A 25,881-nucleotide genomic window follows, 5' to 3' on the forward strand; every position below is an offset into this window, starting at 1 on the left:
CGCACGGGACGACCCGCGAGGACCGCCGCGTGAGCGCCGACGTCGGCTCGGCGGTCGGCGCCGGGCTGCTCGCCGGCTGGGGCATCGCGCTGCCCGTCGGCGCCGTCGGCGTGCTGCTCGTCCTGCTGGGCGCGCGTCACGGGCGCCGCGTCGGCTGCGCGGGCGGGCTCGGCGCCGCGGTCGTCGACGGCGTGTACGCGACCCTCGCGGTGCTGCTCGGGTCGGTGCTCGCGCCCGTCCTCGTCCGCGCGGCGGACCCGGTGCGGTGGGTGTCGGCGGCCGTCCTCGTCGTGGTCGCCGTGCTGCTGCTGCGCCCGGCCGCCCGCCCGGCGCCCGTGCCCGCCGTCGCGACGCAGGCCGGCGACGCGGCGCCGGTCGACGTCGCACCCGGGCCCGACGTGCCGCCCGCGTACGCCGCGGTCGGCGACGCACCGGGCGGCATGACGCCGCGGCGCGCGTTCCTGCTGGTCCTCGCCGCGACGGCCGTGAACCCGGCGACGGTCGTGTACTTCGTCGCCCTGACGTCGGGCTCGGCCGCGACGACGCTCACCTCCGCCGGCCCGCGCGTGGCGTTCGTGGTCGCCGCGTTCGCGGCCTCGGCGTCGTGGCAGCTGCTGCTCGGCAGCGCGGGCGCGTGGGCGGGCACGCGCCTCACCGGTCCGCGCGGCCGCCGCTGGACGGCGGTCGTCGGGGCGGTCGTCGTCCTCGCGCTGGCCGTCCGGACGGCGGTGGGCGCGTGACGCGACGTCAGTAGAGCGTGACGCGCACCGCCGTGACCAGCACGCTCGCGGTCACCTCGGTGTTCGGGCCGAGGACCCCGCCCCACGACGTCGTGACGCTCGTCTGCGGGTGGCGGTACCACGCCTGCGCGGTGCGGCTGCCGGTCCGCCACCTGACGCGGCTCGGCCACGAGCCCGTGACGGTGCCCGCCGGCCCGCGGAACCCGTAGTCGGTGAGCGGCGCGCTGCCCGACACGAGGCACGCGTCGCCCGCGCCGCACGCGCCGCTGACCGTGACGAACGGCGTGACCGTGGGCACGACCCGCTCGGTCACCGACACGACGCCGCCCGTGTCGACGTCGACCTCGACGTCCTTGGGCGTGGCGCTCAGCAGGAAGGCCGCGAGGGCCTCGGCGGTCTCGATCGGCTCGGTGGTCGTGACGGTCACGCCGTCCACCTCGGTGGTCACGAGACCGTCGGCCGGCACGGCGCCGGCGGCCGGGACCGGCAGCGCGAGCGCCACCGCCACGACGACGGCACCCAGCACGAGACGACGCATGACGCACCCCTCCGAGGACCCCGACCCCCGGGGCGCCGGGGGTCACCACCACGCTAGGCCGGGTCACGACGCCCGACGCGGCGAAGGTCCGTCGACAGCCCGCGGGACGGGCGGACCCGGGCACGGGGGCGGCGTCAGGCCGGCGGGTGCAGCACGTCCGCGAGGTGCGTGAGGTGCTCGCGGACGGCGACGGCGCCGCGCACCTGGACGTCGGCGAGGTACGCGGTGTGCTCGGCGACGAGCCCGGCGACGTCGTAGCGGGGCCGTGCGTGCAGCAGCAGCAGCGCGACCTCGGCGCCCAGCGACGCGTACGCGTCGGTCAGGCGGGGCGACCCGGCCGCGGCGACGAGCGCGAGGTGCACGGCCGCGTGCGCGCCCTGCACGGCCGCCCAGTCGGCGGGGTCGGTGCCGGCGAGCTCGGCGACGGCCGCGCGTGCCGGCGCCAGCACGTGGTCGGGCCACGGCGCGCGGTGCCGGGCGGCCACCAGGTGCACCGCCTCGCACTCCAGCGCCGCGCGCAGGTGCTGCAACGACCTGACCTCGTCGTCGTCGAGGCGTGCGACGCGCACGCCGCGGTACTCCTGCGCGGTGACGAGCCGCTCGGCGGCGAGCGCCGCGAGCGCGGTGCGCACGGTGTGCCGCGAGACGCCGTGCTCGGCCGCGAGCGCCTCCTCGCGCAGGGGCGCACCGGGGGCGAGCGCGCCGCTGAGCACCTGGGCCCGCAGCGCGGCCGTGAGCGCGCGGGCGGCGGTGGGGCCGGTGGCGGTCGACCGGGTGCGCGGCGTCGCGGCGTCGTGCACGGACGGCCGCGCGGTCACGCGGGCACCTCGACGGGTCGGCGCGCGCGGGCGCCGAGCGCGAGCACGCCGAGCCCCGCGGCGAGCACGACGAGCCCGAGCGCGCCGACGGGCGGGATCCGCTCCCCCAGCACCGCGAGCCCGAGGACGGTGGCGGTGAGCGGTTCGGCGAGCGTGAGCGTCGCGGCGGTGGGGGCGCCGAGCCGCGCGAGCCCGTACCCGAACAGCACGTACGCGAGCGTCGTCGTGACGAGCCCGAGCCACAGCACGGTGGCGACGCCCGCGGGTGACGCGAGGCCGGCGGCGCCGCGCACCGCGAGGACGACGACGGCGGCGGCACCGGCCACGCCGAACAGCACGCCCATGCTCGTGGTGGACGACCAGCCGGCGTCGATCAGCGCGGCGCCCGCGAGCGTGTAGAGCGCGTACGCGGCGCCTGCTCCGAGCGAGGCGAGCACGCCGAGCGCGTCGACCCCGCCGGTCGGCCCGCCGCCGGGAGCGAGGCCGAGCACGGCCACGCCGGTGGTGGCCAGGGCCGTGGCGAGCAGCCAGGAGGTCGGGGGGCGGCGGCGGCGCACGGCCCACGCGAGCAGGCCCGTGACGACGGGCGCGGAGCCGAGCGCGACGACGGTGCCGACGGCGACGCCGTTGCGCGTCGTGCCGGCGAAGAACGCGGGCTGGTAGGCCAGCACGCCGAGCGCGCCGAGGGCGACGGCCCCGGCCGCGCGCCGCCGGCCCCCGGCGCCCGCGGTGCGGGGTGGCCGCCCGCCGCCCGCGGTGCGTGGTGCCGTCGCGCGCGGCGCGGCGCGGCGCGCGACGACGGCCGCGACGGCCGCGAGCGCGAGGCCGCCGACGGCGATGCGGGCGGTGCCGAGCACGAGGGGGTCGGTGGTGGGGCCGAGCGCCTGCGCGGTGCCGGTGGTGCCGAAGCAGACGGCGGCGAGGAGGACGGCGAGGACGGCGCGCACCCGCGGATTGTTACACAATCGCTGGAATGGTGTCGCGGCGACGACGCGGCCCCCGGTAGCGTCGCCGCGCATGACCCCCGACGCACACCTGCGCCAGGTGGCCGACGACGCGATCGCGTCCGCCACGACCGACCCCGACGACGACACCGACGCCCTCGCCGGCGTCGTCGCCCGCGTGACCCGCACCGCCCCGGGCGCACCGCCCGACCCCGCGACGTCCGAGGTGCTGCTCGACGCCGCGTGGGGCGCCGCCGACCGGCGGACCCGCGCACCCCTGACGCCCGCGCACCGCGTGGCCATGGCATCGGGGTCGAAGGGCCTCACCGCGCTCGCGACCCTCGCGCTCGTCGCCGACGGCACGCTGGCCCTCACCACCACCGCGCGGTCGCTGCTCGGCGACGACCTCCCGCTCGTCGCCGACGACGTCACGGTCGAGCACCTGCTCGCCCACCGCTCCGGCATCGGCGACTACCTCGACGACGACGCCGACCTCACCGAGCACCTCATGCCCGTGCCCGTGCACCGGCTCGTCGACCCCGAGGACTACCTGCCGATCCTCGACGGCCACCCGACGCTGTTCCCCGCGGGCAGCGACTTCGCGTACTGCAACGGCGGGTTCGTGCTGCTCGCGCTGCTCGCGCAGCGCGCCTCGGGCGTGCCGTTCCACACGCTCGTGCGCACGCGCGTGCTCGAGCCCGCGGGCACGGCGTCGACCGGCTACCCGCGGTCCGACGCGCTGCCCGCCGACGCGGCGACCGGGTACGTGCTGGTCGACGGCGAGTGGCGCAGCAACGTGCACCACCTGCCCGTCGTGGGCGGCGGCGACGGCGGCGCGTACACCACGACGGCCGACGTCGAGCGGCTGTGGGGCGCGCTGCTGTCCGGGCGGATCGTGCCCGCGGACCTCGTCGCCCGGATGCGGGAGGTGCGCAGCGACACCGAGGACGGCCGCTACGGGCTGGGCCTGTGGCTGCCCGAGCCGGACGGTGCGGTCTCGCTCGAGGGTCAGGACACGGGCGTGTCGTTCTGGTCGCAGCACGACCCGACGACGGGCCTGACGATCACGGTGGCCGGCACGACGGCCGACGCGGCCTGGCCGGTCGCCCGCGCGCTGCGGGAGGCGCTGGACGCCTGACCGTCCGGCCGACGCCGTCCGCGGGTGGAGCGCCCGCGGGATACTCGTGCGACCGCGTCGAGAGGACCCCCATGACCACGCTGCGCTCGATCCTGCTGTTCGTGGCCGCCGCCGGGCTCGAGATCGGCGGGGCGTGGCTCGTGTGGCAGGGGCTGCGCGAGCACAAGGGCTGGGTATGGGTCGGTGCGGGCGTCATCGCTCTGGGGCTGTACGGCGCCGTGGCGACGCTGCAGCCCGACGCGCACTTCGGGCGGATCCTCGCGGCGTACGGCGGCGTGTTCGTGGCCGGGTCGCTCGCGTGGGGCATGGTGGTCGACGGCTTCCGGCCCGACCGGTGGGACGTCGCGGGGGCGCTCGTGTGCCTGGTCGGCGTCGCGCTCATCATGTACGGGCCGCGCGCGGCCGCCTGACCCGGCGCCGGGCGCCCGGCGCGGGGCCGGGCGCCCGGCGCGGGGCCGCCGCCCCGGCACGCGCGCGACCTGCGGCGTCGTGACGTTTGTGCGTGCGGGCGGCCGTGCACCAGGCTGGGCCCGACGGTCCGGGACGCACCGGCCGCGCGACGGCGGGAGCGGACATGGGCAAGCCCAGGCGGGTCGGGATCCTCACCGCGGGCGGCGACAGCCCCGGCCTCAACGCGGCGATCCGCGGGTTCGGCAAGACCGCCATCGCGCACTACGGCATGGAGCTGTTCGGGTTCCGCGACGGCGTCACGGGCCTGGTCGAGAACCGGTACGTCGAGCTCGACGGCAAGGCGCTGTCGGGGATCCTCACGGTCGGCGGCACGATCCTCGGCACGAGCCGCGACAAGGTGCACCGGTACGTCGTGGACGGCGAGCCGCAGGACATGGTGCCGCGCGTCGTCGAGAACTACCGCGCGCTCGGCCTGGACGCGCTCATCATGCTCGGCGGCGGCGGGACCGCGAAGAACGCGATGCGCCTGGTCGACGCGGGGCTCAACGTCGTGCACCTGCCGAAGACGATCGACAACGACATCGCCGAGACCGACACGACGTTCGGGTTCGCGACCGCCACCGAGATCGCCACCGAGGCGGTGGACCGCGTGCACTCGACCGCGCACAGCCACCACCGGATCATCCTCACCGAGATCATGGGGCACCGGGCGGGCTGGCTGACGCTCGCGGCGGGCATCGCGGGCGGCGCCGACATCATCCTCATCCCCGAGATCCCCTACACGATCGAGTCGGTCGCGGAGACGATCAAGCAGCGCACCGCGCGCGGCTCGTCGTTCTCCGTCGTCGCCGTCGCGGAGGGCGCGCGCGACGTCGACGACACCGCCGACTACGAGGCGGCGCAGCTGCTCGTGAAGTCCGCGAAGACCCCCGAGGCGCGGCGCGCCGCGAAGACGCACCTCAAGCACGTCGAGGACGCGCAGCGCGAGCACTCGTTCAAGCTGGCCCGCGAGCTCGAGGCCGCGACGGGCCTGGAGTCGCGCGTGACGATCCTCGGGTACGTGCAGCGCGGCGGGGCGCCGTGCGCCGCCGACCGGCTGCTCGCGACGCGCCTCGGGGCGGCCGCGGCCGACCTGGTGCAGCGCGGCGAGTTCGGCGTCATGGTCGCGGCGCGCGGCGACGAGGCCGTGCCCGTGCCGCTCGCGGACGTCGCGGGCAAGGTCAAGCTCGTGCCCACCGACCACGCGTGGATCGCCGCCGCGCGGCAGGTGGGCACGGGCCTGGGCGACTGAGCGTCAGCCCGCGAGCTCGGCCACGAGCCGCTCGGCCACCGCGCGCGCGGCCGCGACCGCGGACTCGTCCGCGTCGATCGCGGGGAACCCCTGCGGCAGGCCCGCGAGGACCTCGTGCAGCAGCGCGCGCCGCCGGGGTGCGCGCTGCGGCACGGGCAGGGTCTGCAGCGCGGCCGCGAGCCGGTCCAGCAGCGCGGCGGGCAGCAGCGCGTCCCAGCGGTCGCGCTCGGCACCGCGCCCCCACGTGGTCGCCGCGCGCGGCACGTCACGCAGCGCCGCGGTCGCCGCGGCGTCGACCTGCCCGTCGACGACCGCCACGCCGTAGTCGCGGCGCGCGGCCTCGACCGACACGAGCCCCGACACGACGTCCGCCAGCACGGCCGCGACGTCCCGCTCGAACGGGTCGCCGTAGCCGCCCGCGCCGGCCGTGCGCAGCACCACGCGGTCGCCGGGCGCGAGGGGCACCGTGTCGACCACGACGAGCCGCCGCTCGTCGGGGCGCCCGGGGTTCACCAGCAGCTCGGTGGCCGCGCCCGCGCCGCCGCCCGCGTAGCCCCACGGCCGGAACCGCGTGCGCTCCAGGCCGCGCGCCAGGAGCGACCCGTGCTCGAGCGCCTCGATCTCGAGCTCGAGGCCGCAGCCGCCGCGCCACCGCCCGGGACCCGCCGAGTCGGGGCGCACGTGGTAGCGCAGGACGCGCACGCCGACCGTGGCCTCGACCACCTCGACCGGGTTGTTGGCGAGGTTGGAGATGCCGCTGTCGCGCCCGTCGACGCCGTCGGCGCCCGCACGCCCGCCGGTGCCGCCGACCATCGGCTCGACGACCTGCACGGTCCCGCCCGCGGCCGACGCGAACACCACGGGCACGACCAGGCCGCTGGACGCCGCGGGCAGCACGTCGGGTGCGGCCTGCACGAGCGCACCGGACACGACGTCGTTGACGCGGGACACGGTCGCGTGGCGCACGCCCACCGCGGCGGGCTCGCGCGCGTTGAGCAGCGTGCCGTCGGGCGCGTGCAGGTCGACGACGTCCATGAGCCCGCCGTTGAGCGGCACGTCGGGGTCGAGCGTGCCGACGAGGGCGAACACCCGCGTGAGGACCCACGAGTGCGCGCGCCCCTGCGTGACCATGTTGAGCGCGGCCTCGACCTGCGGGTCGGTGCCGGTGAAGTCGAGGTGCACGTGCCCGCCGCGCACGGTCGCCCGGAGCGCGACCCGCAGCGGCAGGTCGCTCACGGCGTCGTTGTCGAGGTAGTCGTCGAAGACGTACTCGCCGTCGGCGAGGCGGGACAGCGCGCGCCGGGCCCGCGCGGCCGTCTGCTCGCGCGCGTGCGCACCGATCTGCGCGAGCCCGTCCCCCGGGTGCGCGGCGACGAGGTCCGCGACGCGCGTGCGGCCGCGGTCGAGCGCCGCGAGCATCGCGTGCAGGTCGCCGTCGTTCTGCTCGGGCGTGCGGGAGTTGGCGCGCAGGAACGCGTCGACGGCGGGCACGACGCGGCCGCCCGCGACGTACTTCACGGGCGGGATGCGCAGCCCCTCGGCGTGCACGGTGTCGTTGCGCACGCTCACCGACGACGGCACGCGCCCCCCGATGTCGGACACGTGGATGAACGTCCAGCCGTACCCGACGACCTCGTCGCCGTCGAAGTACGGCGCGATCGCGTGCACGTCCGGCAGGTGCGTGGACAGCGCCCCCGAGGTGTACGGGTCGTTGGTGAGCACGACGTCGCCGGGCGCGAGACCCTCGCGCTCGGCGACCGTGCGCACCGCGTGGGACACGTCGAGCCCGAGGAACCCGGAGACGCCGATGCCCTGCGGGTAGGCGACGAACCGGCCCGACGTGTCGGCGATCGCGCACGCGAAGTCCGCGGTCTCGCGCACGTACAGGCTGCGGCTCGCGCGCTGCAGCGTGAGCGACATCTCCTCGGTCGCGGCGACCAGACGCGTCTGGCCGAGCTCGCGCTCAAGCACCGTGAGCACTGCGGTCCCCTCCCTGCGTGGTGGCCGTGCGGGTGAGCACGAGGTCGGCGGCGCCGTCCAGCGTGACCGTCCAGCCGGGCGGCACGACGACGCTCGTGTCGCCCTTCTCGACGACCGCCGGGCCGGGCACGGCGTCGGTCGTGCCGTCGGGCGCGGGGGCGAGCACGGCGGCGTCGTGCCAGCGGCCGTCGACCCGCAGCCGCCGGTGCGCGACCGTCCGCAGGCCGTCGCGGCCGCCGGTGCGCACGACCGGCGCCTGCGCGCCGCGCACGGCCACGCGGACGGCCTCGACGACGACCGGCACGCTCGGGTCGGCGAAGCCGTGGTAGCGCGTGTGCGCCTGCGCGAACAGGTCGGCGACGTCCTCGGCGCGCAGCGGCGGGAGCCCGGCGCGCACGTCCGGCGTGCCGACGTGCGCGACGTCGACGGTGAGCGTGGTCGGCTGCGCGTCGTAGCGGGCGTCGACCGCGACCGTGAGCTCGCCCTCCGTGCCGACGCCCTGCTCCTGCAGCCAGTCCACCGCGGTCGCGGCGAGCGCGCGCGCGACCGCGTCGACCTCGCGCGTGCCGGCGTCGTCGGCGCGCGCGTGGACCGAGCGCACGAGGTCGCGCCGCACGGGTGCGAGCGCCGCGCCCAGCGCGCAGAACGTCGCGGCCGCGGCGGGCACGACGACCCGCCGGACCCCGAGCTCGTGCGCGAGCAGCGCGGTGTGCGTGCCGCCCGCACCGCCGAACGCCACGAACGTGAACGCGTCCGGGACCTCGCCGTGGCGCGCGAGCACGGTGCGGACCCGGGTGGACATGCCGGCGGTCGCGGTGCGCAGCACGGCGTCGGTGACGCCCGTCGCGTCGTCCGTGCCGGGGTCCGCGAGCGCGGCGCCGAGCGCGTCGAGCGCAGCGGTCGCGGCGGCCGCGTCGAGCCGCATGCGGCCCTGCAGGAACGCGCCGTCGGCGATCGCGCCGGCGTGCACGTACGCGTCGGTGAGCGCGGGGTGCTGCCCGCCCTGGCCGTACGCGACGGGCCCGGGCACGGCGCCGACGCTGCGGGGGCCGACGCGCAGCGCGACGACCGCGCCCGACCCGTCGGCCCACGCGACGGACCCGCCGCCGGCCCCGATCGCCTCGACGTCGACCACGGGCATCGTGAGCGGGTGGTCGCCGATCGACGTCGTCGTGGTCACCGCGGGGTGCCCGGACCGCACGACGCCGATGTCGCTGCTGGTGCCGCCCATGTCGAGGGTCACGACGTCACGGTCGGGCCACAGCAGCCCGGCGGCCGACACGCCCGCGGCGGGGCCGGACAGCACGGTGGTGACGGGGCGCTCGAGCGCGGCGGCGAGCGACACCGAACCGCCGTTGGACGTCGAGATGAACAGGGGGGCGGTGAGGCCGAGCTGCGCGACCCGGTCGCGCAGCGACGTGAGGTACGCGGTCATGAGCGGCCGGACCTGCGCGTCGAGGACCGCGAGGACCGTGCGCTCGTACTCGCCGGACTCGGGCCACAGCGCGCCCGCGGACGTGACGGGCACCCCGAGGTCGGCGGTGAGCCGCGCGGCGAGGGCGGCCTCGGCGGCGGGTGCCGCGTACCCGCCCACCAGGCAGACCGCGACCGCCGCGGCGGTCGTCGCCGCGAGCGCGTCCCGGGCCGCGGCGTACGCGGGCTCGTCCAGCGTCGCGACCGGGGTGCCGTCGGCGCCGAAGCGCAGGTCGACCTCGACGACGCGGTCGCGCGGCACGAGCGGTGCGGGCGGCGCCGCGTGCAGGTCGAACGAGCGGGGCAGCCGCGCGCGGCCGATCTGCACGAGGTCGCGGTGCCCGCGGGACGTGAGCACCGCGACGCGCGCGCCGCGGCGCTGCAGGATCGCGTTGAGCCCGATGGTCGTGCCGTGGGTGACCGACGCGACGTCCGCGAAGGCCACGCCGCGCTCGGCGAGGCCGCGCAGCCCCTCCTCGACCGCGGCGGCCGGGTCGTGGGGCGTGCTGGCGACCTTGTGCGCGACGAGGCGGGACAGGTCGTGGCCGGTGCGGTGCGTGGGCACGGCGACGAGGTCGGTGAACGTGCCGCCGACGTCGACGCCGACGCGCCACCGGGGTGCTGCGGTCATGGTGGGGTCCTAGAGGAAGCGGGAGATGCGCAGGGTGCGGTCGAGGACCGCGATCACCGCGACGGCGGCGACGAGCATGAGCGTGGAGATCGCGGCGACCGACGGCTCCATCTGCACCTGCACGGCGGAGTAGACGCGCACGGGGACGGTCACGGTGCGGGCGCCGGACACGAACACCGACACCGCGACCTCGCCGAGCGAGATGACGGCGGCGAGGAACGCGCCCGCGACGATCCCGGGCCGCAGCAGCGGCACGGTGACCGTGAGGAACGCGCGCAGCGGGGACGCGCCGAGGTCCTGCGCGGCGCGCACGAGGCGCGCGTCGAGCGCGGCGGCGCTCACGGCCACGACCCGCACGCAGAACGGGAACGTGACGACGACGTGCGCGAGCACGAGCCCCACGGCGGAGCCGACGAGGCCCGCGACCTGCAGCTGGTGCAGCAGCGCGAGCCCGAGCATCACGGACGGCACCATGATCGGCGACACGAACAGCAGCGAGAGCGCACGCCGGCCGCGGAAGTCCCCCCCGCCGACCGCGTACCCGCCGAGGGTCCCCAGCAGCACGACCACGGGCACGACGACGAGCAGGAGCCGCGCCGAGACCGCGAGCGACGACACCCACGCGGGGTTGCCGAGGACCTCGCCGTACCACCGCAGCGAGAAGCCCTCGGGCGGGAACCGGAAACTGTTCTGCGCCGCGAACGAGCTGACGACGACGACCACGAGCGGCAGCAGCAGGAACGCGCACACCAGGGCGACGGGGACCGCGGCCGCGACGCGGCCGGCCGTGCGCCGGTGCGTGCGCGACCGGTCAGCCACGGGTCCCCCGCTCGGCGAGGCGACCGACGGCGGTGACGACCGCGCACACGACGAGCGTCACGAGCAGCAGCACGAAGCTCAGCGCGGCCGCGCGGGGCTGGTTGAACGTCACCATCGCCTCGCTCTGCACGCGCAGGCCCGCGAGCGGCTGGTTCGCCCCGCCGACGAGCAGCGGGGTCACGTAGATCCCCATGGTGAGCGAGAAGACGATGACGGCGCCCGCGACCAGGCCGGGCGCGGACAGCGGCAGCACGACCCGCCGGAAGGTCTGCGCGGCGGACGCGCCGAGGTCGGCCGACGCGCGCAGCACGGCGTCGTCGATGGCCCCGAGCGACGCCGTCAGGGCGATGACCGCGAACGGCAGCAGCACGTGGACGACCGCGAGGAACACGGTCCACGGCGAGCGCAGCAGCGGCAGCGACGCGTCGGTGAGGCCGAGCGCCTGCAGCGTGCGGTTCACGGGCCCCTCGCCGGCCATGACGATGCGCCAGCCGAAGGACCGCACGACCTCGGACGCGAGCAGCGGCGAGAGCGTCACCGTGAACACGAGGGTCTTGCGCCACCCGTGCGCGGCGCGCGCGAGGTACCACGCGACCGGGTACGCCAGGACGAGGCAGGTCACGCTGACGCGCACCGCGAGCGACAGGCTCTCCAGCAGCGAGCGGTACAGGTAGGGCGTGGTGAGCACCTCGCGGTACTGCCGCAGGCTGAACCCGGGCAGCGCGAAGTTGAACGCGTCGGTGGGTCGCAGCGACAGCACCAGGAGGCCCGCGAGCGGCAGCAGGAACGCGACGAGCACGAACACGGTCGGGAGCACGGCGGGCACGACGCCCGGGCGCACGCGGGGCCGCCGCCGTGCGCGGGGCGCCGCCGCGACCGCGCTCACGCGGCGCCGTCCTCGTCGGCGAGCGGCACGACGGCTCCGGGCTCCCAGTGCAGCGCGACCGACGTCCCGACGGGGTGCGGCGCGGTGTCGGCGGGGGGCGAGACCAGCAGCGTCCGCCCGTCCGCCGTGCGCACGCGGTAGTCGTACCGCTCGCCGCCGAAGCCGACGGACACGACCGTGACGACCGAGCCCTCCGGGTCGGTGCCGGTCACGGCCCGCAGCCGCAGCACCTCGGGCCGCAGCGCGACGCGCGCCGGCGCGGGCGCGGCGACGTCGTAGGGGCGCCCCAGCACCCGGGCCTCGCCGCCGGGCCCGGTCCGCACGTCGAGGACGTTCGCCGCGCCCACGAAGTCCGCGACGAACGCGGTGCGCGGGCGCCGGTACAGGTCCTCGGGGGTGCCGACCTGCTCGAGCCGGCCGCCCGCGAGCAGCACGACCCGGTCGGACGTCGCGAGCGCCTCCGACTGGTCGTGCGTGACGAACACCATGGTGGTGCCGACCTGCTGCTGCAGCTCGCGCAGCTCGTGCCGCATGTACCGGCGCAGCTTGGCGTCGAGGTTCGACAGCGGCTCGTCGAGCAGCAGCACGCGCGGGCGGGTGACCAGCGAGCGAGCGATCGCGACGCGCTGCTGCTGCCCGCCGGACAGCTGCCGGGGGTACCGGCCGGCGAAGTCCTCGAGGCCGACGAGCGCGAGCGCCTCGGCGACGCGCGCGTCGCGCTCGGCGCGCGGGGCCTTGCGGGCGCGCAGCCCGTACTCGAGGTTCCGGCGCACGGTCAGGTGCGGGAACAGCGCGTAGCTCTGGAAGACCATGCCGGTCTCGCGGCGGTGCGGCGGGACGTGCGTGACGTCCTCGCCGTCGATGTGCACCGTGCCGGCCATGGGCTCGACGAAGCCCGCGAGCGCGGACAGCAGCGTGGACTTCCCGCACCCGGAGGGTCCGAGCACGGAGACGAACTCGCCCGGCTCGACGGTGAGCTCGTCCAGCGCGAGGACGAGCTCACCGTGGTAGCCGAGCCGCAGGTCACGGACCTCGACGCGTCCCGACGTCATCAGCCGAAGATCTCCTGCCAGCGCGCCTGCAGGTCGGCCAGCTGCGGCGTGATCGCCTCGTAGTCGACCCACACGAAGTCGTCGTACGCGCCGGGGCCGCTGGTGATCTGCTCGGCGAACTTCTCGGGGTAGACGTTGGTGTCGTTCGACGCCGCGTACCAGGTGCCCTCGGAGAAGACCGGCTGGTGCTCGGGCGACGCGAGGTAGTCGAGGAACGCGTACGCGAGGTCCTCGTGCGTGGTGCCCTCGGTGACGAAGAACGAGGTCAGCGCGCCGACCGAGCCCGACGCGGGGTACGCGTAGCCGATGGGCAGGCCCTGGTTCTGCTGGACGAACGCGCGGCCGTCCCAGTGCGCGGAGATCCACGCGTCGCCGTTGGCGAGCGCCGTCTCGACGGACGTGCCGTCCGCCGGGAACGCGGACGCGCAGTCGGCGAGGTCCTGGAGCCGGTCGAACGCGGCGTCGACGTCGGCCGGGTCGGTGAGGGAGCCGCCGGCCTCGTTGACGAGACCGGCGAGGAACTCGACGCCCGTGTTGAAGGTGAGCGGCGAGACGCCGACGTGGCCGCACAGCTCGGGCCGGAACACGTCCGACCAGTCGGTGGGCGGGTCGGTGACGAGGTCGGTGCGGTAGGCCAGGCCGGTCGACCCGACGGTGAGCGGCAGCCCGTACTGCACGTCGCCGACGTTGCTCTGCGCGACGAGCGTCGTGTTGAGGTCGGCCCAGTCGGCGACGCGGTCGGTGTCGAGGGGCTGCACGACGCGCGCGGCGACGGCGCTCGGGATGACGTTCGGCGTGAACGCGACGAGGTCGTAGGCGGGCTCGCCGCCGGACGACGAGCGCAGCGCGGTGAGCCACTCGGCGGGACCGCCGGGGACCAGCTCGACGGTCGCGCCGGTGGCCTCCTCGAACGGCTCGACGAACGCCTTGGTGAACGACTCGCCCCACGAGCCGGCGTACGCGGCGACGGTGAGGGTCTGGCCGGACAGGTCGCCGTCGGCGGTCGCGTCGCCGGACGTGCCGGTGCCGCCGTCGGTCGAGGCGCCGCAGGCGGTGAGGGTGAGGGCGGCGACGGACAGCACGGTGCCGGTGCGCAGCGCGGTGCGGGGGGTGACGCGGACGGTGGTGCGGGGGGACATGGCGCAGTGCTCCTGGGGGTGGGTCGACGGGTCAGCGGGGCGCGACGGACGGACATCGGTCCGTCCAGCGCAGCTGCTCCTCGAGGTCCCGGCCGACCTGCAGCAGCAGGCCGTCGCTGCGCTGGCGCCCGACCAGCTGGACGCCGAGCGGCAGCCCGTCGTCGTCGACGTGCGTCGGCAGCGACAGCGCGGGCGAGCCGATGACGCTGGGCACGGTCGTGAAGGCGAGCGTGCGCTCGTAGACCGTGCAGGTGCGCGACGTCGGGCCCCCGGCGGCGAGGAGCTCGGCGCGGACCTCGCCGACCGCGGGGACGCGCGTCGCGGTCGTGGGGGTCACGAGCAGGTCGAGGTCGTCGAACAGGTCCGCGACGATCTGCCGCGCGAGCTCCTGGAAGCGCAGGACCTCGCGCACGTAGGTGGTCGCGTCGATCCCGGCGGCGTGCGCGAGGTGCCGCTGCACGTGCGCGGGCAGCAGCTCGGGCCGCGGCGGCGGGTCGAGCGCGAGCCACGTCGGGATGATCGTGCGCGGGTAGATGTCCATGACCTCGGCGGTCGCCGCGCTCGGGCGGACGTCGACGACGTCGTGGCCCGCGGCCCGCAGCCGGTCCGCGACGCCGCGCGCGGCCGCGGCGCACGCGGGGTCGACGTCGATCGCGGGGTCGAACGCCTCGGTGAGCAGGCCGACGCGGAGCGCGGGCGTGGGGCGCTCGAGCGCGGCGACGAGGTCGGGCGCGGGCCCGCCGCGCAGCGTCCACGCGTGCCGGTCGTCGCGCGCGAGGTGCGTGTGGACGTAGGCGCTGTCGCGCACGGTCCGCGTGATGGCGCCCTCGACCGCACCGCCGGCCCAGCCCTGCACGCGCGTGGGCAGCAGGCCGCGGGACGGCTTGAGGCCGACGACGCCGCAGAACGCGGCGGGCACGCGGATCGAGCCGCCGCCGTCGCTCGCGAGCGAGACGGGCACGATCCCGGCCGCGACGGACGCCGCGGAGCCGCCGCTGGACCCGCCGGGCGACCGGTCGAGGTCCCACGGGTTGCGGGTCACGCCCCAGCGGTCGCTCTCGCCCGACGTGGTCATGCCGAGCTCGGGCGCGGCGGCGCGCCCGACCTGCACGAGGCCCGCGTCGACGGCGGCGTCGACGAGCAGCGCCGAGCGGGGTGCGGGGTCGTCGTCGTACGCGAGCGACGCACGGCCCTGGGGCTGACCGGCGACGGCGAAGAGGTCCTTGACCGTCATCGGCACGCCCGCGAGCGGGGGGACGTCGCGGCCGTCGGCGACGAGCGCGTCGAGGCGGGCGGCGCGCGCGAGCGCGGCGTCGTCGTCGCGCCAGACGACGCTGCGGACGTCCTGGTCGAGCCGGTCGATCGCGTCGAGCGCGCGCTCGACGACCGCCACGGCGCTCAGGGCGCCCGAGCGCACGCGCTCGGCGATCCCCGTCACCGAGTTATCTAGCGGATGATTTCCCGACACATTTGGTGAAGATAGTGGAGACCTGGTCGGGCGTCCATCGGCCTCGCGCGACTCTCACCTGCTGAGATCGCCCCGGGCCGCAGCGGCACGAGCGCCACGGGGTCGCGAGCCCGTGCGCACGGACGGCCTCGCACGCGGCACCGGGGTACCGCTATGTTCTCGGATGTTATGGCCCAGGGACCGACGCGCCAGGGGGCGCCACGCGAGGACGTCACCGACCTCCTGCTCACCGACGTGCAGGGGCTGCCGCCGCGCGCGCTCACCGAGCTGCTCGTCAGCCGCATCACCGACGGCTCGCTGCCGCCGGGCACCCGGCTGCCCACCATCAAGGACCTCGCCGCCGCGAGCGGCGCGAGCACGTCCTCGATCGCCGCCGTGTGGGCGCGCCTCGTCGAGAAGGGCCTCGTGCGCACGCGCCGCCGCGGCGGCACCGTCGTCGTCGGCGCCGACGCGTGGCCGCAGGCCGCCGCCCCCCGCGAGTTCGACGGCTGGGCGTCCGTCGACCTCACGAGCGCGCACCCCGCCGCCGAGGACCTGCCCGACCTGCGCCGCGCGTTCGAGCTCAGCCTCGCCGAGCCCCGCACCCACTCGCTCGCGCGCGAGCACATCACCGACCTGCTGCGCACCGCCGTCGAGGGCGAGTGGCCGTTCCCCGCGCAGGAGTGGAGCACCGTCTCCGGCTCGGGCGAGGCCGCGCTGCTGACCTGCGAGGCCGCGACCCCGCCCGGCGGGACCGTCGCCGTGCAGGAGCCCACGACCCCGGGCACCGTCGCCAACCTGCGCTCGCTCGGCTACCGCGTCGTGCCCGTGACGTCGGACGAGCGCGGGCCCGAGCCCGGCTCGCTCGCGGCCGCGCTCACCGCCGGCGCGACGACCTTCCTGCTGCAGCCCGAGGGCACGCTCACGGTCGACAGCGTGCTCGACCCGCACCGCGCCGCCGAGCTCGCGGACGTCCTGCGCACCCGGGCGCCGCACGCCTGGGTCGTCGAGGAGGACGTCCTCGGCACGCTGCACCCCGGCGGCACCCACACGCTCGGCACGCTCCTGCCCGACCGGGTCGTCCGGCTCGCGTCGTACTGCCGCGCGTTCGGCCTCGACCTGCGCACCACCGTCGTCGGCGGCGCGCGCGAGCTCGTCGAGCGCACCCGCCTGCTGCGCAGCCACGGGATCCTCGCGCAGAGCCGCATCCTGCAGAACGCGCTCGCGCACATGCTGCTCGACCCCGCCGCGCGCGCGTTCGCCGACGCGGCGGCCCGCGACTACCTCACGACCGCGCAGAACCTCGTCGCCGCGCTCGCGGACCTCGGCACCGACGCCGTCGTGTCCCCCGGCGGCCTGCTGGTCTGGCTGCCCGCGCACGACGAGGCGCAGGCCCTCGCCGAGCTCTCCGGCCACGGCATCACGCTCGTCGCGTCGGGCCGGACGTTCGTCGGCGCACCCGCGCGGCCCCTGCTGCGGGTCGCGAGCCCGCAGCTGCCCGCCGACGCGCACCTCGCCGAGCTCGCGCGGCTGCTGGCCGACGCCGCACGCTCCCAGGTCGCGGCCACGTGACCCCCGCCGAGCGCGTCCGCGCGACCCTCGCGGGCGAGCGCCCCGACCGCCCCGCCGTGACCGTGTGGCGGCACTGGCCCGGCGCCGACCAGGACGCCGCCGCGCACGTCGACGCCGAGGTCCGGCACCGCGACGCGCTGGACCTCGACGTCCTCAAGCTCACGCCGTCCGCGGCCTACCTCGCCGAGGGCTGGGGCGCCCGGACCGTCGACCGCGGGGACCCCCTGGGCGTCCGCGACTACCTGCACCGGCCCGTGAGCGAGCCCGCGCACTGGCACGCGCTGCCCGAGCTCGTGCCGGCCGACGTCGCCAGCCTCGCGCGCGAGATCACGACCGTGCGCCTCGCGCGCGCACGCGTCGGCCCCGACGTGCCCGTGCTCCCGACCGTGTTCAGCCCGCTGTCCGTCGCCCGGTACCTCGCGGGCGAGGACGTGCTGCTGACCCACCTGCGCGACGACCGCGCGGCCGTCGTCGCGGGCCTCGCGACCATCACGCGGACGCTCGTCGCGCTCGTCGAGGCGCTCGTCGACGCCGGGGCCGACGGCGTCTACCTCTCGCTGTTCCCCGCCTCGCACCGCCTGGTCGACGCCGGCACGTACCGCGAGGTCGCGCTCGACGGCGACCGGCAGGTCCTCGAGGCCGCCGCCGCGACCTGGCTGCGCGTCGTGCACTTCCACCTCCCCGAGCCGCTGCTCGAGGTCGCGCCCGCGCTGCCCGCCGAGCTCGTCAGCTGGGAGCACACCGGACCCGGCCCCGCGCTGGCCGAGGGCATGCGCCTGACGGGACGCCCGGTCCTCGGCGGCGTCGACCAGGTCGGCGTGCTGCGCGACGGCACGCCGGCGGACGTCCGCGCGGCCGTCCGCGCGGCGTGGGCGGCGACCGGCGGACGCCTGGTCGTGGCACCGGCCTGCTCGTACCCGCTCGCCGTGCCGCCCGCCCACCTGCGCGCGCTCGTCGAGGAGACCCGGGCCCTCGGGGGCTAGGGTCACGCCACGGGAGGTGGTGTCGTGGGCTGGGTCGAGCACGCGATCTGGTGGCACGTGTACCCGCTGGGTGCGGTCGGGGCGCCGGTGCGCGAACCCGACGTCGCCCCCGAACCGCACCGCCTCGACCGGCTGCTCCCCTGGCTCGACCACGTCGTCGCGCTCGGTGCCAACGGCCTGCTGCTGGGGCCGGTGTTCGCGTCGTCGACGCACGGCTACGACACGACGGACCACTACCGCGTCGACCCGCGTCTGGGCACCGACGAGGACCTCGACCGGCTCGTCGAGCAGGCCCACGCGCGCGGGCTGCGCGTCGTGCTCGACGGCGTGTTCCACCACGTCGGTGCCGAGCACCCGGTCGTCGCGCAGGTTCTCGCCGAGGGCCGCGACGGCCCGCGGGCGGGGTTCCTGCGCGTCGACTGGGACCACCCCGACGGCCCCCGCACGGCGGACTTCGAGGGGCACCGCGCGCTCGTCGCGCTGAACCACGACGACCCGGCGGTGGCCGCGTACGTCTCCGACGTCATGACGCACTGGCTGGACCGCGGCGTGGACGGCTGGCGGCTCGACGCCGCGTACGCGGTGCCGCCCGCGTTCTGGGCGCGCGTGCTGCCGGCGGTGCGCGAGCGGCACCCCGACGCGTGGGTGGTCGGCGAGGTCATCCACGGCGACTACGCGGGGGTCGTGGCGGCGTCCGGCATGGACTCCGTGACGCAGTACGAGCTGTGGAAGGCCGTCTGGAGCAGCCTGCTCGACCGCAACTTCTGGGAGCTCGACCACGCGCTCGGGCGGCACACGACGCTCCTCGAGGCGTTCGTGCCGCAGACGTTCGTCGGCAACCACGACGTCACGCGGATCGCGACGCAGGTCGGCCCCGAGGCGGCCGTGCTCGCGCTCGTCGTGCTCATGACCGTGGGCGGCGTGCCGTCGCTGTACTACGGCGACGAGCTCGGCTGGGCGGGGCTGAAGGAGGAGCGCGAGGGCGGCGACGACGCGATCCGGCCCGCGCTGCCCTCCACGCCCGCCGACGTCGACGCGCACGCCCGCGACGTGCTGGCCGTGCACCGCGAGCTCGTCGCGCTGCGCCGCCGGCACGCGTGGCTGCACACCGCGCGGACCGCGGCCGACGAGCTGTCGAACACGCGGTACCGGTACGCCGCGACGTCGGCCGACGGCGCGCACCGCCTGCACGTCGAGCTCGACGTCACCGACGCGCCGCACGCGACGGTGCGGGACGCCGACGGCACGGTGCTGTTCGCGCGCTGAGCGCGAGCTCCGCCCGGTCGCGCGGCGCACCGACGTCAGACGCGGACGACGACCTTGCCGCGCACGTGCCCGCCGGCCACGAGGTCGTGCGCCGCGGCGGCGTCCGCGAGGTCGAAGACCTGAGCGACGTCGACCTTCACGGCGCCGTCCTCGATGAGCGCGGTGAGCGCGTCCAGGTCGGCCGTGCTGGGCCGCACCCACACGTAGTGGCCGCCGAGCTCGGTGCGCGCGTCGGCCGAGACGATCGACGCGACCGTGCCGCCGTCGGCGAGCACCGCGCGCGTGGTGGCGACGAGGTCGTCGCTGCCGTAGTCGAGCACGACGTCGACGCCCTGCGGCGCGAGCGCGCGCACGCGGTCGACCAGGCCGTCGCCGTACGTCACGGGCTCGGCGCCCAGCGCGCGCAGGTGGTCGTGGTTGCGCTCCGACGCCGTGCCGATGACGCGCACGCCCCGGGCCCGCAGGATCTGCACCGCGAACTGCCCGACCCCGCCGGCCGCCGCGTGCACGAGCGCCGTCTGCCCCGCGACGACGCCGGCGCGCTCGATCGTCTGGAAGGCCGTGAGCCCGGCCAGCGGCACGGCCGACGCCTCCTCGAAGCTCAGCGACGCGGGCTTGCGCGCGAGCGTCCGCACAGGTGCGGCCACGTACTCGGCGAACGTGCCGCCGTGCAGCCAGTCGCGGCGCACGTACCCGTAGACCTCGTCACCCACGGACAGCTCCGGGGTGTCGAGGCCGACGCGCTCGACGACGCCCGCGACGTCCCAGCCCGGCACGGCCGGGAACTGGATGTCCATGATCGGGTCGAGGTACCCCTGGCGGACCTTGAAGTCGACGGGGTTCACGGACGCGGCGCGCACCCGCACGAGCACGCTGTCGGGGCCGACCTTCGGCTCCGGGAGGTCGGTGAGCTGCAGGACGTCGGAGCCGCCGAAGCGGTCGTAGGTGATGGCACGCATACCGAGGGCAACCACACCCCGGGGCCGTCGTGTTCCCGCTCCCCGCGCGCCGTCAGGGCGACGTGGGCCACTCGCGCGCGAGCACCGCGTACCGGTAGGCGTCGTGCCACACGGGCGTGCCGTCGGGCGCCGTGCGGAACGTCGCCGCCTCGACCAGGTGCGCCTCGCGCCGCATGTTGAGGCGCTCCAGCAGCCGCCACGACCTCTCGTTGCGCGGGTCGCAGCCCGCGACGACCCGGTGGGCGCCCGCCGCGAACGTCCGGTCGACGAGCGCGCGCGCCGCCTCGGTCGCGTACCCGCGGCCGCCGTGCGCGGGGTGGAAGACGAAGCCGAGCTCCCACGTGAGCGGCTGTGGGGCCGGAGCGAGGTACACGTGCCCCACGAGCACGTCGCCGTGCCAGACCGCGACGAACCGCGGGTCGTCGGCCCGCTCGGCGGCCTGCCGGTCGCACGCCGCACGGTCCTGCGGGCCGTAGGGCTCGAACCGCACGACGTCGGGGTCGCCGAGGTACGCGTGCAGCGCCGCACCGTCGTCGGGGCGGAAGTCGCGCAGGGTCAGGCGCTCGGTCGTGATCGGGTCCACCCCGGCAGCGTCCCGTCCACCGCACCGGCCGACGCAGGACGTCCGTCCCCACCACCACCCCGCCGCAGCCCCCACCCCGCCCCCGCACCCCCGCACCGCCGACGGACAGCCGCACGGACGACGGACGGCGGCACGCGGGTGTCCGTCGCGCCGTGCCGCTGCCCGTCGAGGAGGGCCGGGCGAGGTGGGGCTCGGCGCGGGGGTCACGCGAGCAGGTCGAGGACGAGGGTCGTCGCGATGGTCGCCATCACCGCAGCGATCACGGCGTCGAGGACGCGCCACGCGGCGGGGCGCGCGAACACGGGGCGCAGCAGCGCGGCGCCGTACCCGAGCGCGGTGAACCAGACGACGCTCCCGACGCACGCACCGGCGGCGAACCACCACCGGGCGTCCCCGTGCCCGGCGGCCACGGACCCGAGCAGCACCACGGTGTCGAGGTACACGTGCGGGTTGAGCCACGTGAGCGCGAGCGTCGTCGCGACGACCGCGCCGAGCCGCACGCGCCCGCCCGGCCGCGCGCCGGTGGCCGCCGTCCCGGTCCCGCCGTCACCACCCCGTTTGCGCGCGACCCGGCCGTCACCGGTCGCGGCCGGGAGCGCCGCGCCCCCGTCGACCGCCGCTTCGGCCGTCGGGTCACCGGCCCCCGCCCCGACGGCGACGAGCGGGGCACCACCGGGTGCCGCACCGGCCGCGACCGGCACCGGCTCGACCACGAGCGTCTCGCCGCCCCGCACCGCGCGCCGGGCCGCGAGCGCGCCGTAGGTGAGCAGCACCCCGGCGCCCAGCACGCTCATGACGACCGTGAGCGTGCGGCTGGCGGCGATGGTGCCGCCGACGCCCGCGGTGCCGACGACGATCAGCACGACGTCCGACGCGGCGCACACCGCGACGACAGCGCCGACGTGCTCGCGGCGCAGCCCCTGGCGCAGCACGTGCGCGTTCTGCGCGCCGATGGCGACGATGAGCGCGAGGCCGAACCCGAGGCCGGCGAGGGCGGACGTCCACATGCAGACGACGCTAGGCACCGCTCGACCACCAGTACAGCGAATGTTCGGCACGGACCATTAGCGTGGCTGCATGGCCGACTGGGACCTGGGGCAGCTGCGCGCGCTCGCCGCCGCGGCGGACCTCGGCACGTTCGACGCCGCCGCCCGCGCGCTGCACGTGACGCCGTCGGCGGTCAGCCAGCGCATCAAGGCGCTCGAGCAGCGGGCCGGCGCGGTGCTGCTGCGCCGCGACCGGCCGGTGCGCCCGACGGCCGCCGGCGAGCCGCTCGTGCGCCTCGCGCGCCAGCTCGACACCCTCACGGCCGACGCGACGCGCCACCTCGCGGGCGACGCGACGGCTCCGCACGTGACGCTCGCCGTCAACGGCGACTCGCTGGCCACGTGGGCGCTGCCCGCGCTCGCGCCGCTGGCCGGGAGCATCGCGCTGCGGCTGGTCCGCGAGGACCAGGAGCGGTCGGCCGACCTGCTGCGCGACGGCTCCGTGATGGGCGCGGTCACGTCGCAGGCCGTCGCGGTGCAGGGGTGCACGGTCGAGCCGCTGGGCGTCATGCGCTACCGGCCGATGGCAGCACCCGCGTTCGTCGACCGCTGGTTCCCCGACGGCCCGCGCGCGGCCGCGCTCGCCGTGGCCCCGGTGGTCGTGTTCGACGCCGCCGACCGCCTGCAGGACCGCTGGCTGCGCCGGCACCGCGTGGACCCCGCGCGCCCGCCGCGCCACCTCGTGCCTGCGTCGGCAGACTTCGCCGCCGCGGTCCGGCTCGGCTTCGGCTGGGGCATGCTCCCGGCGCAGCAGTCCGACGCCGACGAGCGCGCCGGCCGCCTGGTCCCGCTGACCGACGACGCGGTGGACGTGCCGCTGCACTGGCAGCAGTGGTCGCTGCGCACGGCGGCGCTCGACGCCGTCGCGGACGCGCTGCGGGCCGGGGCCCGGACCGCGCTGGCCCCTCCCGGCTGACCGCCCGACCACCCGGCCGCGCATGTCGACGTCCCCCGGCCGTCGACGGGCTCTCGTCGGCGAGGACCCGCTGCAGCCCTGACGCCGCCGCCCGAGCGTCGGTCCGCGGCGGGACGGCGTCGGCGGTACCGTGCCGCGATGACGACCGACGGGACGCCGCCCCGGGGCACGACCGGCCTCGACACCGCCCGGTACCGGTTCACCACCGACCGCGCCGACGTCGACCGGGCCGCGGTGCACCGCTGGCTGTCCGAGCGCTCCTACTGGGCCCGCGGCCGCACCCGCGCGACGCAGGACGCCGCGATCGACGGATCGCTCTGCTTCGGCGTCGTCGAGCAGGCGTCGGGGCAGCAGGTCGCGTTCGCGCGCGTCGTCACGGACGGCGCGACGTTCGCGTGGCTGTGCGACGTGTTCGTCGACGAGGAGCACCGCGGCGGCGGGGTCGGCGTCGCCCTGGTCGCGGGCACCGTCGCGCACCTGGAGGCCCTGGGTCTGCCGCGGGTCGTCCTGGCCACGGCCGACGCGCACCGGCTGTACGAGCGGTTCGGGTTCGCGCCCGTCGAGCCGGGTCGGTACCTCGCGCGGCTGCGCGACCCCGCGGCGCCCACGGCCGCCGGGCCTGGGGGCGCCGCCGGCACCTGAGCGGGACGCGCGTCGGCGGCGTCCGCGCCGAGCCGGGCCCGACGAGCCCGGGTCAGAGCAGGAGGGCACCACCCGCGAGCAGGCCCGGCGCGACCGCGAGCGCACCCATCCGCAAGCCCCGACCGGCCGCGCACGCCGCGACGAACGGGACGCACCGCATCCGCGACGTGCCCGCACACAGCGTGACGGCCAGCAGCGGCGGCAGACCGACGGCACCGCTCAGCACGACGACGAGCGGCGCCGCCGGACGGCCCATCGCCTCGGTCGTCCAGCGGTGCACGGGCCGGGCCCACGCGGCCGTCCGTGCCGCGAGGGGCGCCCACCACCCGCCCGGCGCGCGGACGGGCCCGTGCCCGGTCGCCGCGCGCACCCGGCGCACCCACGCCCACCCCGGCGCCGCGCGGACCGACGCGAGCACGGCCACCTTGCCGAGCGTCTGCCCGACGACGACGGCCGCGGCGACGAGCAGCGCGACGCCCGGCGGCTGCGCGAGAGCGACGCCCACGACGTACGCCTCCGCGGCGAACACCGGCGCGAACGACCCGACCAGACTCATGAGCAGCCCCGTCACGACGAGCCCGACCACGAGCCCCGTCATCAGTCGTCCCGGCGCGCGCCCGGCCGCACCAGCCCCGCCTCGTAGGCCGCGATGACGAGCTGCACGCGGTCGCGGCAGCCGAGCTTGCGCAGCGCCTCCGACACGTGGGACTTCACGGTCGGCTCGGTGATGAACAGCTCGGCACCGACCTCGGCGTTCGACAGCCCGCGCGCGACGGCCGCGACGACCTCGGTCTCGCGCGGCGTCAGCACCGCCAGCGACCGCGCGTCACCGCGCGCGGCGAAGTCCTCGACGAGCCGCCGGGTGACGCTCGCACCGAGCAGCATCGAGCCGTCGGCCACCGCGCGCACGGCCTCGACGAGCCGCGAGGCCGGCACGTCCTTGAGCAGGAACCCCGACGCGCCGGCGCGCAGCGCGTCGAACACGTACTCGTCGAGGTCGAACGTCGTGAGGACGAGCACGCGCGTGCCGGGGTGCGCGGCGGCGATCGCGCGCGTCGCCTCGATGCCGTCCATCACGGGCATGCGCACGTCGACCACCGCGACGTCGGGGCGCTGCGCGGCGACGACGTCGAGCAGCACGGCCCCGTCGCCCGCGTCCCCGACGACGTCCACGTCGGGCGCGGCCGCGAGGATCGCCGCGAAGCCGGCCCGGACCACGGCCTGGTCGTCGGCCACGACCACGCGGATCACGGCGCCACCGCCACGGGCAGGCGGACGTCCACGACGAACCGCGACGCGGTCGCGTCGGCGCGCAGCTCGCCGCCCAGCGCGTCGACGCGTTCGCGCATGCCGACGAGCCCGCGACCGGGGCGCACGGGCTCCGCCGGTCCGGTCAGCGGCTGCGACACGCGCAGTCCCACCTCGCCGGCGCGCTGCACGAGCTCGACGTCGACCGGCGCGCCGGGCGCGTGGCGGCGCGCGTTGGTCAGCGCCTCCTGCAGCGCCCGGAACAGCACGTACCCCGCGGCGTCCGGCACGTGCGACCACTCCCCCACGACCCGCACGTCCTGACCCGCGGCGCGCGCGTCCGCGACCAGCCCGTCGACGTCGTGCGCGGTGGGCTGCGGACGACGCGCGACGGACGCGTCGTCGTCGGTGCGGCGCAGCACGTTGAGGGCCTCGCGCAGCTCGCCGAGCGCCTCGCGCGCGTCGCGCGCGACGTCGGCGAGCACGGCGCGCGCGTCGGCGTCGAGGTCGGGGTACTGGTACGGCGCGCTCTCGGCGCGCACCGCGATGAGCGACACGTGGTGCGCGACGACGTCGTGCAGGTCGCGCGCCATGCGGGCCCGCTCGCGCGCGAGGGCGTCGGTGGTGAGCGCGCGCTCCTCCTGCTGCTGCGCGAGCGCCTCGCGCCGGCGGGTCCGCTGCCGGGCGCCGAACGCGAGCGCGACGAGCACGGCGCCCGTGACCCACACGACGTACAGCGCGAACGTCAGCCACCGGAAGGGCGGGCCGCTCCCGGACGTGACGGCACCGATCGGCGTGAACCCCACGAGGTTGCCGCCGCAGTACACGGCCGCCAGGCCCAGCGCGGCCGCGTACGGCGGCAGCGCCGCGCGCCACGTGCGCAGCGCCGCGACCAGCGCGACGCCGACCAGCGCGAGGTACCAGCCGACCATGAACCACCCGGTCCACGGCAGGAACGCGAACGGTGCGGCGGCCACGACGGTCGCGAGCACGGGCCGCCACACCGCGAGGACCACCGCGGCGACGACCACCACCCCCGCGACGCCGGCGACGGCTCGCGCGTCCGTCCCCGGCGTCAGGTCCACGACCCCCGACCACGAGTACCCCATGATCGGCGTGGCCAGCTGGAAGGCCGCGACCAGCACGGCGAGCACGACGGCGGTGCCGAGGCGTTGCCGGTCCGCGCGCACGCGGGGTGCCGCGGCGGTCGGGGCCGAGGCGAGCTGGGTCGACGGGACGGGCATGCCCCGATCCTCGCGGGCCGCCCACCGGACCTTCCACCGCCCTGGGACGGAGACGACCCGCGACGACCGGTGGAGCGGACGTCCGCCGGGGCTCCACCGGACAGGCTCCGCCCGG

The 25,881-nt window shown here is 77.1% G+C and carries 25 protein-coding genes; 9 read left to right on the forward strand and 16 right to left on the reverse strand.

Features of this window, described 5'->3' with window-relative positions; genetic code table 11:
- Positions 1-29 precede the first annotated feature (29 nt).
- Positions 30-740, forward strand: coding sequence for a LysE family transporter (locus tag GY42_RS12530; protein WP_046529582.1), 711 nt, complete (start codon positions 30-32; stop codon positions 738-740).
- Between the two features lie 7 nt (positions 741-747).
- On the opposite strand, the gene GY42_RS12535 is transcribed toward GY42_RS12530, so the two are convergent.
- The 3 genes from GY42_RS12535 to GY42_RS12545 all read right to left on the reverse strand — a co-directional run bounded on the left by GY42_RS12535 (position 748) and on the right by GY42_RS12545 (position 3,043).
- Positions 748-1,278, reverse strand: coding sequence for a hypothetical protein (locus tag GY42_RS12535; RefSeq protein ID WP_152667308.1), 531 nt, complete (start codon positions 1,276-1,278; stop codon positions 748-750).
- A 134-nt stretch (positions 1,279-1,412) separates the two neighbouring features.
- Positions 1,413-2,096 (reverse strand): GntR family transcriptional regulator, encoded by a 684-nt coding sequence (locus GY42_RS12540; RefSeq protein ID WP_152667309.1) that lies wholly within the window; start codon positions 2,094-2,096, stop codon positions 1,413-1,415.
- The gene (locus GY42_RS12545) at positions 2,093-3,043 is read right to left on the reverse strand and encodes a DMT family transporter (RefSeq protein ID WP_046529584.1); all 951 of its coding nucleotides are present in this window, start codon (positions 3,041-3,043) and stop codon (positions 2,093-2,095) included. Before GY42_RS12545 ends, GY42_RS12540 begins: the two co-directional genes overlap by 4 nt.
- Before the next feature lie 70 nt (positions 3,044-3,113).
- Here GY42_RS12545 and GY42_RS12550 point away from each other — a divergent pair, with 70 nt between their 5' ends.
- The 3 genes from GY42_RS12550 (at position 3,114) to GY42_RS12560 (ending at position 5,880) form a co-directional block, all read left to right on the forward strand.
- Complete coding sequence (locus GY42_RS12550) at positions 3,114-4,178, forward strand: serine hydrolase domain-containing protein (RefSeq protein WP_082131528.1); 1,065 nt, start codon at positions 3,114-3,116, stop codon at positions 4,176-4,178.
- Positions 4,179-4,249: 71 nt separating this feature from the next.
- The gene (locus GY42_RS12555; RefSeq protein WP_046529585.1) at positions 4,250-4,588 is read left to right on the forward strand and encodes a YnfA family protein; all 339 of its coding nucleotides are present in this window, start codon (positions 4,250-4,252) and stop codon (positions 4,586-4,588) included.
- Between the two features lie 164 nt (positions 4,589-4,752).
- Positions 4,753-5,880 (forward strand): 6-phosphofructokinase, encoded by a 1,128-nt coding sequence (locus tag GY42_RS12560; protein WP_087510517.1) that lies wholly within the window; start codon positions 4,753-4,755, stop codon positions 5,878-5,880.
- Positions 5,881-5,883: 3 nt separating this feature from the next.
- Here the strand turns inward: GY42_RS12560 and GY42_RS12565 are convergent, their stop codons facing one another.
- The 7 genes from GY42_RS12565 to GY42_RS12595 are packed head-to-tail and all read right to left on the reverse strand — an operon-like array spanning position 5,884 to position 15,328.
- Positions 5,884-7,860 (reverse strand): hydantoinase B/oxoprolinase family protein, encoded by a 1,977-nt coding sequence (locus GY42_RS12565; protein WP_046529587.1) that lies wholly within the window; start codon positions 7,858-7,860, stop codon positions 5,884-5,886.
- Positions 7,844-9,964: a hydantoinase/oxoprolinase family protein gene (locus tag GY42_RS12570; RefSeq protein WP_046529588.1), complete on the reverse strand. Its 2,121-nt coding sequence runs from the start codon at positions 9,962-9,964 to the stop codon at positions 7,844-7,846. The genes GY42_RS12565 and GY42_RS12570 overlap by 17 nt, the downstream gene beginning before the upstream one ends.
- A 9-nt stretch (positions 9,965-9,973) precedes the next feature.
- A complete protein-coding gene (locus GY42_RS12575; RefSeq protein WP_046529589.1) occupies positions 9,974-10,783 on the reverse strand; it encodes an ABC transporter permease in 810 nt (269 codons plus the stop codon).
- Positions 10,776-11,669, reverse strand: a complete 894-nt coding sequence (locus GY42_RS12580; protein WP_201775275.1) for an ABC transporter permease — start codon at positions 11,667-11,669, stop codon at positions 10,776-10,778. Before GY42_RS12580 ends, GY42_RS12575 begins: the two co-directional genes overlap by 8 nt.
- Positions 11,666-12,721, reverse strand: coding sequence for an ABC transporter ATP-binding protein (locus GY42_RS12585; protein WP_046529590.1), 1,056 nt, complete (start codon positions 12,719-12,721; stop codon positions 11,666-11,668). Before GY42_RS12585 ends, GY42_RS12580 begins: the two co-directional genes overlap by 4 nt.
- Positions 12,721-13,860 carry an ABC transporter substrate-binding protein gene (locus GY42_RS12590; RefSeq protein ID WP_052748373.1) on the reverse strand — a complete coding sequence of 380 codons (1,140 nt, stop codon included), beginning with the start codon at positions 13,858-13,860 and terminating at the stop codon, positions 12,721-12,723. The genes GY42_RS12585 and GY42_RS12590 overlap by 1 nt, the downstream gene beginning before the upstream one ends.
- 31 nt (positions 13,861-13,891) lie before the next feature.
- On the reverse strand, positions 13,892-15,328 hold the full coding sequence (locus GY42_RS12595) for an amidase (RefSeq protein ID WP_046529591.1): 1,437 nt from the start codon (positions 15,326-15,328) through the stop codon (positions 13,892-13,894).
- Positions 15,329-15,496: 168 nt separating this feature from the next.
- On the opposite strand from GY42_RS12595, the gene GY42_RS12600 reads away from it, so the two are divergent.
- The 3 genes from GY42_RS12600 to GY42_RS12610 are packed head-to-tail and all read left to right on the forward strand — an operon-like array spanning position 15,497 to position 19,128.
- Positions 15,497-16,879 (forward strand): aminotransferase class I/II-fold pyridoxal phosphate-dependent enzyme, encoded by a 1,383-nt coding sequence (locus GY42_RS12600; RefSeq protein WP_052748375.1) that lies wholly within the window; start codon positions 15,497-15,499, stop codon positions 16,877-16,879.
- On the forward strand, positions 16,876-17,862 hold the full coding sequence (locus tag GY42_RS19130) for a uroporphyrinogen decarboxylase family protein (protein ID WP_046529592.1): 987 nt from the start codon (positions 16,876-16,878) through the stop codon (positions 17,860-17,862). Before GY42_RS12600 ends, GY42_RS19130 begins: the two co-directional genes overlap by 4 nt.
- Before the next feature lie 24 nt (positions 17,863-17,886).
- The gene (locus GY42_RS12610) at positions 17,887-19,128 is read left to right on the forward strand and encodes an alpha-amylase family protein (RefSeq protein ID WP_046529593.1); all 1,242 of its coding nucleotides are present in this window, start codon (positions 17,887-17,889) and stop codon (positions 19,126-19,128) included.
- 35 nt (positions 19,129-19,163) lie between these two features.
- Here GY42_RS12610 and GY42_RS12615 read toward each other — a convergent pair whose 3' ends face one another.
- The 3 genes from GY42_RS12615 to GY42_RS12625 all read right to left on the reverse strand — a co-directional run bounded on the left by GY42_RS12615 (position 19,164) and on the right by GY42_RS12625 (position 21,677).
- Positions 19,164-20,087, reverse strand: coding sequence for an NADP-dependent oxidoreductase (locus tag GY42_RS12615; RefSeq protein ID WP_046529594.1), 924 nt, complete (start codon positions 20,085-20,087; stop codon positions 19,164-19,166).
- Positions 20,088-20,139: 52 nt separating this feature from the next.
- Complete coding sequence (locus GY42_RS12620) at positions 20,140-20,670, reverse strand: GNAT family N-acetyltransferase (protein WP_236686785.1); 531 nt, start codon at positions 20,668-20,670, stop codon at positions 20,140-20,142.
- 203 nt (positions 20,671-20,873) lie between these two features.
- On the reverse strand, positions 20,874-21,677 hold the full coding sequence (locus GY42_RS12625; RefSeq protein ID WP_046529595.1) for a LysE/ArgO family amino acid transporter: 804 nt from the start codon (positions 21,675-21,677) through the stop codon (positions 20,874-20,876).
- A 70-nt stretch (positions 21,678-21,747) separates the two neighbouring features.
- Here GY42_RS12625 and GY42_RS12630 point away from each other — a divergent pair, with 70 nt between their 5' ends.
- Entirely contained in the window at positions 21,748-22,632 is an 885-nt protein-coding gene (locus GY42_RS12630; protein WP_046529596.1) for an ArgP/LysG family DNA-binding transcriptional regulator, read from the forward strand.
- A 138-nt stretch (positions 22,633-22,770) separates the two neighbouring features.
- Positions 22,771-23,274 (forward strand): GNAT family N-acetyltransferase, encoded by a 504-nt coding sequence (locus GY42_RS12635; RefSeq protein ID WP_046529597.1) that lies wholly within the window; start codon positions 22,771-22,773, stop codon positions 23,272-23,274.
- Positions 23,275-23,326: 52 nt separating this feature from the next.
- Here GY42_RS12635 and GY42_RS18310 read toward each other — a convergent pair whose 3' ends face one another.
- Genes GY42_RS18310 through GY42_RS18315 form a run of 3 tightly spaced genes read right to left on the reverse strand, consistent with a single transcriptional unit; the run spans position 23,327 to position 25,766 of the window.
- Positions 23,327-23,872 carry a hypothetical protein gene (locus tag GY42_RS18310; protein WP_052748376.1) on the reverse strand — a complete coding sequence of 182 codons (546 nt, stop codon included), beginning with the start codon at positions 23,870-23,872 and terminating at the stop codon, positions 23,327-23,329.
- A complete protein-coding gene (locus GY42_RS12645) occupies positions 23,872-24,525 on the reverse strand; it encodes a response regulator (RefSeq protein WP_046529598.1) in 654 nt (217 codons plus the stop codon). Before GY42_RS12645 ends, GY42_RS18310 begins: the two co-directional genes overlap by 1 nt.
- On the reverse strand, positions 24,522-25,766 hold the full coding sequence (locus tag GY42_RS18315) for a sensor histidine kinase (RefSeq protein WP_052748377.1): 1,245 nt from the start codon (positions 25,764-25,766) through the stop codon (positions 24,522-24,524). The genes GY42_RS12645 and GY42_RS18315 overlap by 4 nt, the downstream gene beginning before the upstream one ends.
- Positions 25,767-25,881: the final 115 nt, after the last annotated feature.

Source organism: Cellulomonas sp. FA1, assembly GCF_000986825.1.
Classification (GTDB): domain Bacteria; phylum Actinomycetota; class Actinomycetes; order Actinomycetales; family Cellulomonadaceae; genus Cellulomonas; species Cellulomonas iranensis.